Here is a 10,362-nt window from a genome sequence, read left to right as displayed (position 1 = left end):
GACCGGCCTCAGCCAGCCTCGCGTTACGGTGGACCACGAAAAGGCCTTCCTTCGAGTGACGTTAGACACCACTCAGAATGGAGGCCTTTTCCCTACCTCCGTGTCACCAACGGTGCGACCGGGTACACCTAGAGCGCCTCGATCGGCTCCACCCGACGGGCCGCGAAGAAGGCGCTCGCGGCGGTGATGAGCGACATCGCGGCGAGCACGACGCCGGGATGCCACCAGGCGTAGTCGACAGCCTCGCCGAAGGTGAGGGTGAGAGGCAGAACGAAGCCGCTGATGATCGCCGCGATGGCGTAGGCGAAGGAGATGCCCGAGTAGCGGATGCGCGCGCCGAACAGCTCCGAGAGCAGTCCGCCGAGGGCGGCCCAGGCCATCGTGGGCAGGATGCCGCCGACGATCATCATGCCCACGAGCACCTCGAACGAGGCGCTCTGCAGCAGGAAGTAGATCGGGAACGCGACGAGCAGAGTGCCGATCGCGCCGATCAGCACGACCCGCGCCGAGCCGATGCGATTCGCCCACGCGCCGAACAGCGGGATGGTGACGAGCTGCAGCAGCGCGCCGATCGTCGTCGCGGTGAGGAGCTGCGTGTAGTCGTATCCGAGCTGAGCCGCGCCGTAGTTGAGCGTGTAAGTGTTCATCAGCGAGTACGAGCCGATGCCGAGCAGCGCCGCCCCGACCCCGAGGATGAGGGCGACCGGCTTGGTGCGGAACACGACCGCCAGCGGCACCCGTTCGCGCTGCTGCTTCTCGACGAGCGCCGTGAAGACCGGCGTCTCGTCGATCTTGAACCGCAACCAGAGCGACACGGCGAGCAACGGGAACGCGATGAGGAACGGGATGCGCCAGCCCCACGACAGCAGGTCGTCGGTGCTCAGCAGCAGCGGCAGCGACAGGTAGAGCGCCGCGGTGAGGATCGAGCCGATCGGCGAGCCGAGCTGCGGGAAGGCGGCGTAGAACCCGTGCTTCTTCACGTCGGCCGACTCGGTGGCGAGCAGGATCGCGCCGCCCCATTCGCCGCCGAGTGAGAAGCCCTGGATGAGGCGCAGCGTGACTAGCAGTGCGGCCCCGAGGAATCCGGCGGTCGCGTAGTCGGGCAGCAGGCCGATGAGCCCGGTCGCGACACCCATGATCGTGATCGTGAGGATGAGCGTCATCCGTCGCCCGATGCGATCACCGAGGTGGCCGAAGACGATCGCGCCGAGCGGCCGGGCGACGAAGCCGAGCGCGTTCGTCAGGAACGCGGCGAGGGTGCCGCCGAACACTCCGAGCGGCTCGAAGAACAGCGGTCCGAGGAAGAACGCGCTGAGGTACGAGAACACGTAGAAGTCGTAGGACTCGAGCGACGTGCCGACGAGGGATGCCCACAGCACCTTGATCGGGTTGCGGACTTTGACGGGGCCGGCTGCGGGAGGCGTGGTGGTGGTCACGATCCGTGAGCCTAACGATGGGTGGCGTGCGGTGCTGGCTCAGCGCTCGATGCCGACCAGGTCGGCGAGCTGCTTCGTCGGAGGGAGCCCGACCGCGGCGCCCAGGATGGTGCGATAGCGGTCGAAGACGTCCATCGCGGCCGCCGAGTTGCCCATCGCGAGTTGAACCCGGATGAGGGTCGCCTGGGGGCTCTCCCGCAACGGATCGACCCGCATCGCGGCACGTGCCGCGGTGGTCGCTTCGCCGAGAAGACCGGCGTCGAGCAGCTGCCCCGCGAGTGCTTCGAGGGCGTTCACGCGGAGGTAGCGCCAGTCCTCGGCCTCGGGCAGCACCCAGTCGTCGTACCAGTCGGGCAGCAGCTCGCGCGACAGCGTGGCGATCGACTCCGTGCTCAGGTCGCCGTCGTGCAGCTCGCCTCCGTAGATCAGGCGGTGGGCGAGGGTCTGCGCATCGTGCAGGTCGATCGCCACCCCCTCGGCGAGGCGCAGGCCGGTCGACGACGATCGGATCGCGGCACGCGCCGGTGCTTCGAGTCGCGCGATCGCCGATCGCAAGCTATCGCCGGCGCGGCCCTCCGAGACGTCCGGCCACATCGTGCCGGCAAGCGCGATGCGGGCGATGGCGCGGTCGCGAAGGGCCAGGAAGACCAGCAACCGCTGGGATCCGGGGGAGAGGTCGATCGGGACCCCGTCGACCCGCAGGTCGAAGGTCTCGAGCACCGACATCCTGATCGCCCCCGGAGCCACCGGTGCCTCCAGCAGCGGGTCGTTCGTCTCGCGCGCGGCGACGACGTCGACGATGTCGAGCAGGTCGTCGGTCGACAGCGGGTCCCAGGCACGGCTCCACTCGTCGAGGGCCCGGATCGCCGCCTCGAGGCCGCGCCCCTTCTCGGTGGGCACGTAATGCTCGACGCCGTCGGCGGCGGTCTCCACCGACAGGATGCCTGCCTCGACGAGTGCCGCGAGTCGCGAATCCAGCAGCTCAGGCGCGATGCCGAGGAACGACAGGAACTCGTCGCGGCGCGTTGACCCGCGCAGGAGCGCTTCGCCCATGAGGGGAAGGCTCCACCGTTCGAATTGCATGATGCTGTGCACCCCCTCACCGGATGGGGATGCTCAGCATACGCGCAGGGCACGGACGTCCCCCGACGACCGTGCCCTGGCCGGCTACGCCCCGGGGAGCCCCGAGGATCGGCGCACGAGTCGGGTGCCGACGATGAGCGACGCTCCGAGCGCGACGAGCAGAACAGTCGCGATCGTGATCCAGGAATCCATGACCGAACCCGTCGGGGCGAGCGCCTCCCCGGCGACCTCATCGAGGGGAGGCGCCACGGCCGCGGCTGTGATGTTGGTCGTCATCTCCGTTGTGCAGACGATCAGCGCACCCCCACCGTTGGCCGAGAAGTTGCACTGCGAGACGGTCACGTACAGCGCGGTCGACGTCGTCGATCCGGCGGTCACCAGGCACGTCATCGAAGCCCCGCCCTCGTTGGCGGAGTTGTTGCACTGGTCGATCGCGGCACCGCTGGTGATCGCCGGGTCGGGATCGCAGGCGCGCAACACCGTGCCGCCGCCGCCCAGAGAGTCGTTGCACTGGTTGACCGTCGCGCCGATGGCCGTGGCGTCACCGACGATGTTGTTGGTGATGTGCACCGAACAGTGCATCGAACCGCCCCCGCCGTCGAGCGACGAGTTGCACTGCGACACGCTGGTGACGAGTTCCGTCGACGACACCGTCGTCGGGCCGATGCAGGTCAGCGCGGTGTTGGCCGCGCCGCTGCACTCGGTGAACGTCGTCGTCGAACTGGTGACCCCGGTCGCCAGATCGAGGTTGTTGACGATCGTGACCGTGCAGTCCATGCCGAGGCCGGGAGTGTTGAACAGGCTGTCGCAGTGGGCGTACGGTGCGGCTTCCGCCGCCTGTGGTGCCGACCCGACGGTCGAGAACAGCAGGGCGAGCGCCGCTGTCGCGACGATCGCCAGGGCGCGACGCATCCCCCGATGCCCCGCCCCCGTCCCGGCAGAGCCGGCTCTTCGTGTGTTTCGCTTCATGATTCCCCCTACTGGGGTCAGAATCCTCGGTCGGCGTGACGGGGCCGTGACGGGACTGTGACCGCCGTGGGACAGGTCTGTCTGCCCCGGCGGCGTCGGCGCGCAGAATCCCATAAGCTCAACCGCATCGACTGCGATCCGGCATCACCGGGGAGTTCTCGGAAGAAACTCAGGAAACTGGGGAGTAGAACCGAGCGGGCGGGCCCGTCACAGCCTGTGTGAGAGGCGCATCCGTGGGATGCGCAAGCGAGGTGGTACCGCGGTTCCTGCCCGGTGGGCAGGCGTCGTCCTCGCGAAGTGAACACCCCTTCGCGAGGAGCAACATATGCCGTATCCATCGATCCCGTCGTCTCCCGACTTTCCGGAGATCGAGCGCGGCATCCTCGCGTTCTGGAAGAAGGACGACACCTTCCGCGCCTCCGTCGCGAACCGCGAGGGATGCCAGGAGTGGGTGTTCTACGACGGCCCGCCGTTCGCCAATGGCCTGCCGCACTACGGCCACCTGCTCACCGGGTACGCGAAAGACCTGTTCCCGCGTTTCCAGACGATGCGCGGCAAGCAGGTGCACCGCCGCTTCGGCTGGGACACGCACGGGCTGCCCGCCGAGCTCGAGGCCGAGCGCCAGCTCGGCATCACCGACAAGAGCCAGATCGAAGAGATGGGCATCGCAGCGTTCAACGAGACCGCGCGATCGAGCGTGCTGACCTACACGAAGGAGTGGGAGGAGTACGTCACCCGTCAGGCCCGCTGGGTCGACTTCGAGAACGACTACAAGACACTCGACGTGACCTTCATGGAGAGCGTCGTGTGGGCGTTCTCGGAGTTGCACAAGAAGGGCCTCGCCTATGAGGGCTACCGGGTGCTGCCGTACTGCTGGCGCGACCAGACCCCGCTCAGCAACCACGAGCTGCGCATGGACGACGACGTCTACAAGATGCGGCAAGACCAGTCGGTCACCGTCACCTTCCCCCTGGTCGGCGAGAAGGCCGAAGCCCTCGGGCTCACCGGCGTGAAGGCGCTCGCCTGGACGACGACCCCGTGGACCCTCCCGACCAACGCCGCGCTCGCCGTCGGCCCCGAGGTGTCGTACGCCGTCGTCCCCTCCGGCGACGGCGTCTCGGAGTACCTCCTCGCCGCCGACACCATCGGCGCCTACGCGAAGGAGCTGGGCTACTCCTCGGCGGCGGATGCCGTCGCGGCCGTGAACCGCACGTTCGCCGGGGCGGAGCTCGCCGACATCCAGTACGACCGCCTCTGGGACTACTACGCGGACGCCGAGGGGATGGGCGACGCGTGGCGCATCCTCGTCGCCGACTACGTCGCCACCGGTGAGGGCACCGGAATCGTGCACCAGGCCCCCGCGTACGGCGAAGACGACCAGGTGACCTGCGCCGCGGCCGGCATCCCGGTGATCCTCTCGGTCGACGATGCCGGGCGGTTCCTGCCCGCGGTGGCGGAGGTCGCCGGCCTTCAGGTGTTCGAGGCGAACCCGGTGCTCGTGCAGAAGCTGCGTGCCGACGGGCGGCTGTTGCAGCTGAGGTCGTACGAGCACTCGTATCCGCACTGCTGGCGCTGCCGCAACCCGCTCATCTACAAGGCGGTGTCGTCGTGGTTCGTGCGGGTGACCGAGATCAAAGACCGGATGCTGGAACTCAACCAGCAGATCACCTGGGTTCCCGAGAACGTCAAAGACGGCCAGTTCGGCAAGTGGCTCGAAGGCGCCCGCGACTGGTCGATCTCGCGCAACCGCTACTGGGGTTCGCCGATCCCGGTGTGGAAGAGCGATGACCCCGCCTACCCGCGCGTCGACGTCTACGGGTCGCTTGCCGAGCTGGAAGCCGACTTCGGCACCCTGCCGCGCAACCCCGACGGGGAGGTCGACCTGCACCGGCCGTACATCGACGACCTGGTGCGGCCCAACCCCGACGACCCCACGGGGGCCTCGACGATGCGCCGCATCCCGGATGTGCTCGACGTGTGGTTCGACTCCGGGTCGATGCCGTTCGCGCAGGTGCACTATCCGTTCGAGAACCACGAGTGGTTCGACAGCCACAACCCGGCCGACTTCATCGTCGAGTACATCGGGCAGACCCGTGGCTGGTTCTACCTCATGCACGTGCTCGCGACGGCGCTGTTCGACCGGCCGGCCTTCTCGAACGTGATCAGCCACGGCATCGTGCTCGGCAACGACGGGCAGAAGATGTCGAAGTCGCTACGCAACTACCCCGACGTGAACGAGGTGTTCGACCGCGACGGCGCCGACGCCATGCGGTGGTTCCTCATGTCGTCGTCGGTCATCCGTGGCGGCAACCTCGTCGTCACCGAGGAGGGCATCCGCAGCGGGGTGCGCGAGCTGCTGCTGCCGCTGTGGTCGACGTACTACTTCTTCACGTTGTACGCGAACAGCGCGGGGGTGGAGGCGAAACGGTCGACGTCGTCGCAGAACGTGCTCGACCGGTACATCCTCGCGAAGACCCGCGAGGTGCTCGAGCAGGTGACATCCCACCTCGACCAGCTCGACAGCCCGTTCGCCGCCCAGGCGCTGCGCGACTTCGGCGACGTGCTCACCAACTGGTACGTGCGCCGGTCGCGCGACCGGTTCTGGGACGGCACCGACCGGGATGCCTTCGACACGCTGTACACCGTGCTGGAGACCGTGACCCGCATGGCGGCTCCGCTGCTGCCGCTCGTCACCGAGGAGATCTGGAAGGGTCTCACCGGCGGACGCAGCGTGCACCTCGAGAACTGGCCGGACGCATCCGAGTTCCCGGCCGATCACGAGCTGGTCGCGGCGATGGACCGGGTGCGCGAGATCGCTTCCGCCGGCCTCGCCCTGCGCAAGGCGCAGAAGCTGCGGGTGCGGCTTCCGCTCGCCCGGCTCACCGTCGTGTCGGCCGACCCGGCGGCGCTCGAGCCGTTCGTCGACATCCTCGCCGACGAACTCAACGTGCGCGCCGTCGACCTGGAGCCGGTGCGCGAGTCGAGTCTCGCCGAGTACGGCATCGAGCGACGGCTCACCGTCAACGCCCGGGCGCTCGGCCCGCGGCTCGGCAAAGACGTGCAGCGCGTCATCCAGGCCGCCAAGGCGGGGGTGTGGATGACGGAAGGCGACATCGTGATCGTCGACGGCACCGCGCTCCAGGCATCCGAGTACGACCTGGTGCTCGCCACCGCCGATCCGGATGCCGCGGTCGCGTTCCTCGGCGACGGCGGATTCGTGGTGCTGGACACCGCGGTCACGCCCGAGCTGGAGGCCGAAGGGCTCGCACGCGACGTCATCCGTGCCGTTCAGCAGGCCCGCAAGGATGCCGCGCTCGACGTGTCGGACCGCATCGTGCTCACGATCGTGGGCAACGACGCGGCGGTCGCGGCGATCGAGGCCCATCGCGAGCTCATCTCCGGGGAGGTTCTCGCGACGATGCTCGCGACCCTCACGGGGGAGAATGGGGCGACGGCCGTCGGCGAGGGTTCCGCGGTCACGATCCAACTGGAGCGAGCGTGAGCGACGACGAAGAGTTCCAGGCGGAAGCCGACGAGGTCTACGCCGAACTGCTCGTGCGCATCGGCGAGGCCGCCCCGCAGCCGCGGCTCGAGCCGACGCGCAAGGCGTGCGAGTTGCTCGGCGATCCGCAGCGCTCGGCGCCGGTCATCCACATCACCGGCACGAACGGCAAGACGTCGACGTCCCGCATGATCGAGGCGATCCTGCGTGCGGCCGGGCTGAAGACCGGGTTGCTCACCTCGCCGCACCTGGTGCGGGTCAACGAGCGCATCGTGATCGACGGGTTACCGGTGTCCAACGAGGCGCTGGTGCGCAACTGGCGCGACATCGCCCCCTACCTGGCGATCGTCGACGCCGAACTCGTCGCCGACGGCGAGGAGGCGCTGTCGTACTTCGAGGCGCTCACCGTGCTGGGCTTCGCGATCTTCGCCGACGCCCCGGTGGATGTCATGGTGCTCGAAGTCGGCATGGGCGGCGAGTGGGACTCCACCAATGTCGCCGACGGCCAGGTCGCCGTGTTCACCCCGATCGCCCTCGATCACCAAGCCCGCCTCGGCAACACCGTCGCCGAGATCGCCCGCACCAAGGCCGGCATCATCAAGCCCGCGGCGACCGTCGTGACCGCGATGCAGACGCTCGACGCTCTCGACGAGCTCACCGAGGCGGCCGCGCACGACGAAGCGTCGATGGTCGTCGAGATGCGCGACTTCGCGCTCGAATCGACGACCGTCGCCGTCGGGGGCCAGGTCATCACCGTTCGCGGCCGGGCGGCGCGGTACGAGGAGCTGTTCCTGCCGCTCTACGGCGACTACCAGGGGCAGAACGCCGCCGTCGCGATCGCCGCCGTCGAGTCGTTCCTCGGCGGGGGCACCGTCGCGCTCAGCCCCGACGTGCTCGCCGAAGGGCTGTCGACCGCGACCTCCCCGGGTCGGCTGCAGCTGATCGGCGTCGAGCCCACCGTCTTCGTGGATGCCGCCCACAATCCGCACGGAGCGAAGGCTCTCGCGGGGGCGATGACCGAATACTTCGACTTCGAGCAGATCGCGGTCGTCATCGCGGTTCTCGGCGACAAGGACGCCCACGGCGTGTTCGCCGAACTCGGCTCCATCGCCGACCGGTTCCACGTCACGCGCTCGCACTCCGACCGCGCGACGCCCGTCGATGAACTCGCCGAGGTCGCGCTCACCGTCGCCCCCGAGGAGTCGGTGCTGCGTTTCGACGAACTCTCCGAAGCGGTGGATGCGGCCCGGGCCTGGGCGGTCGCCGGGCCGAGCCGCGCGGTGCTCATCACCGGGTCGATCACCCTCGTCGGCGAAGCCCTCGCGCTCGCCGAATCCGGAGGGTGGAAGCCGTGAGCGACGCCACCCCCGATCCCGACGAGACGTCGCCCGTGACCGGGCGCCCCCGACGACCGCGACGCGAGCGCGGCGTGACCGAGACGCTGCTGTCGATCGTGCTCGTGCTCGAAGCGGTGGTGCTGTTCTTCGCAACCCTTGCGATCAACGGGCTCACCGACATCCCGACCCCCGTCGTCATCGCCGCCGGGTTCGCCGCGATCGTCGTGTTCGTCGTCGTCGCCCTGCTGCAGCGGTTCGCCGTCGGGGTGGTGCTCGGTGGGGTGCTGCAGGGGGTGCTCATCGCGTCGGGATTCCTGGTCGGAGCGATGTTCGTCGTCGGAGCCGTGTTCGCGGTTCTGTGGGTGTGGTGTCTGGTGCGCGCGCGGCGCATCGAAGAGTCGCGGCACATCGCCGCAGAAGGAGAGAGCGCGTGAGCGTCGAAGAAACCCTGGTGCTGGTCAAGCCGGATGGGGTGGCCCGCAACCTGACGGGCGAGATCCTGCGTCGCATCGAGGCGAAGGGCTACTCGCTCGTCGACCTGCGCATGGTGCAGCCGTCGCGGGAACTGCTCGCCGCGCACTACGCCGAGCACGAGGGCAAGCCGTTCTACGAGCCGCTCGTGGAGTTCATGGAGTCAGGCCCCGTCGTCGCGATGCGCGTCGCCGGCAACCGCGTGATCGAAGGGTTCCGTTCCCTCGCCGGCACGACCGACCCGACGCTCGCCGCCCCCGGCACCATCCGCGGCGACTTCGGCCGCGACTGGGGTCTCAAGGTGCAGCAGAACCTCGTGCACGGCTCCGACTCACCCGAGTCGGCCGCCCGCGAGCTCGCCCTCTGGTTCCCCGCTTCCTGACGTCACCTTCGGCTATTTGCCCAGAATGGCCCCTCGCGCCCGACGCGAAAGGGCCATTCTGGGCAATCACGAATCTCAGCGGGCGATTGCCGAGCGAATCCGCTGGATCAACGCGTCGACGTCCCGCAGGTCATCCGCATTGAGTTCGAGAATCGTCCATCCCGCCAGCCTGAGTTGCTCTCGGCGGGTCATGTCTCGGCGCCATTGCTCGGCAGTTCGGTGATGGTCGCCCTGGTACTCGATTGCGAACATCAGCTCCGCCCAGGCGAGGTCGAGCCGGAAGCCACGGCCCGTCACGACATCAGTCACCTCATAGTTGGCCGCCGGGGTCGGAAGTCCGGCACGCACACAGCACACCCGCAGCCGAGACTCCGGCCGCGACTCGGATCGGTCGTCGGCCAGCTCGAGCGCCGGAGTGAGCAAGCGAGACCGCGAGATGCGGTCACCGACTCCGAGGCGCTGGCCGAGGTCCGCGGCTGAAGCCAGTCGCCGACGACGATGGATGAGGAAGTCGGCTACCGCGACGAGGTCGGGGAGATCAAGAGCGCCACCCATCTCGCACCACATCCGAGCAGGCGAGCTGACTCTTAGCCCGTTAGGCAGCTCTCGGATGTCGCCGAGCGCGATTTGCCTGCTGTGACCGATGAGCCCGCGGGCATGAGGTGCTCGCGACGGCGCTTCGACCGTGACATGAAGGGCGGTCAGACGCTCAAGCGGCCACGGGATCGGCGCGCCCAGCAGTCGCGCAGCGGTCGAGTGGCTGAAGAACGCCTGGGGCGGGAGGCGGAGCGCAAACGCGCGGCATCGTGCCTCGAGATCATCCAGTTCACCGGCGGGCGTTCTGACTCCATGGACTCGGCGGTCGAGGTCGCCACTCCGGAGTCGCTTCGGCGTGACGCCAGCAGCTCGGGCATCCGCGACGAGGAACGCCGGATCGAGGCTCGGGGGGAGCTGCTTTGGCGCATGAGGCATGCCACATGCTGCGGGCACCGAGTCGCGCGTCTTTCGGGCCGCTCTCAGATGTGTGAATGCCCGAAAGAGCCCCTTCCTGTGAAGGGCGGTTTCTAAGGGTCCTCGCAACACGTGATGGCCTATGTGGTTGTCAGTAGATCACGCAGACGCTCGGCTGGGGTATTCCAGCCGAGCGTTTTGCGTGGTCGGCCGTTGAGTTCCTGGGCGACG

The 10,362-nt window shown here is 68.4% G+C and carries 8 protein-coding genes; 4 read left to right on the top strand and 4 right to left on the bottom strand.

Going from position 1 to position 10,362, the window contains the following annotated elements:
• Nucleotides 1–128: 128 nt before the first annotated feature.
• The 3 genes from IE173_RS15360 to IE173_RS15350 all read right to left on the bottom strand — a co-directional run bounded on the left by IE173_RS15360 (nt 129) and on the right by IE173_RS15350 (nt 3,431).
• Complete coding sequence (locus IE173_RS15360) at nt 129–1,436, bottom strand: MFS transporter (protein ID WP_229842154.1); 1,308 nt, start codon at nt 1,434–1,436, stop codon at nt 129–131.
• A gap of 39 nt (nt 1,437–1,475) precedes the next feature.
• Nucleotides 1,476–2,519, bottom strand: coding sequence for a BTAD domain-containing putative transcriptional regulator (locus IE173_RS15355; RefSeq protein WP_268248923.1), 1,044 nt, complete (start codon nt 2,517–2,519; stop codon nt 1,476–1,478).
• A gap of 84 nt (nt 2,520–2,603) precedes the next feature.
• Nucleotides 2,604–3,431, bottom strand: a complete 828-nt coding sequence (locus IE173_RS15350; protein WP_191284405.1) for a hypothetical protein — start codon at nt 3,429–3,431, stop codon at nt 2,604–2,606.
• A gap of 382 nt (nt 3,432–3,813) precedes the next feature.
• On the opposite strand from IE173_RS15350, the gene ileS reads away from it, so the two are divergent.
• The 4 genes from ileS to ndk are packed head-to-tail and all read left to right on the top strand — an operon-like array spanning nt 3,814 to nt 9,180.
• Nucleotides 3,814–6,990: an isoleucine--tRNA ligase gene (ileS, locus tag IE173_RS15345; RefSeq protein WP_191284404.1), complete on the top strand. Its 3,177-nt coding sequence runs from the start codon at nt 3,814–3,816 to the stop codon at nt 6,988–6,990.
• On the top strand, nt 6,987–8,345 hold the full coding sequence (locus IE173_RS15340; RefSeq protein ID WP_191284403.1) for a bifunctional folylpolyglutamate synthase/dihydrofolate synthase: 1,359 nt from the start codon (nt 6,987–6,989) through the stop codon (nt 8,343–8,345). The genes ileS and IE173_RS15340 overlap by 4 nt, the downstream gene beginning before the upstream one ends.
• Nucleotides 8,342–8,761: a DUF4233 domain-containing protein gene (locus IE173_RS15335; protein ID WP_191284402.1), complete on the top strand. Its 420-nt coding sequence runs from the start codon at nt 8,342–8,344 to the stop codon at nt 8,759–8,761. The genes IE173_RS15340 and IE173_RS15335 overlap by 4 nt, the downstream gene beginning before the upstream one ends.
• Nucleotides 8,758–9,180 carry a nucleoside-diphosphate kinase gene (ndk, locus tag IE173_RS15330; RefSeq protein ID WP_191284401.1) on the top strand — a complete coding sequence of 141 codons (423 nt, stop codon included), beginning with the start codon at nt 8,758–8,760 and terminating at the stop codon, nt 9,178–9,180. The genes IE173_RS15335 and ndk overlap by 4 nt, the downstream gene beginning before the upstream one ends.
• 75 nt (nt 9,181–9,255) lie before the next feature.
• Here the strand turns inward: ndk and IE173_RS15325 are convergent, their stop codons facing one another.
• A complete protein-coding gene (locus tag IE173_RS15325) occupies nt 9,256–9,603 on the bottom strand; it encodes an endonuclease domain-containing protein (protein ID WP_191284400.1) in 348 nt (115 codons plus the stop codon).
• Nucleotides 9,604–10,362 lie beyond the last annotated feature (759 nt).

It is taken from the genome of Pseudolysinimonas yzui (genome assembly GCF_014653215.1).
GTDB classification, from domain to species: domain Bacteria; phylum Actinomycetota; class Actinomycetes; order Actinomycetales; family Microbacteriaceae; genus Pseudolysinimonas_A; species Pseudolysinimonas_A yzui.
Note: the sequence above shows the minus strand (reverse complement) of the source record. Positions and strands in the feature narration are given on the sequence as shown.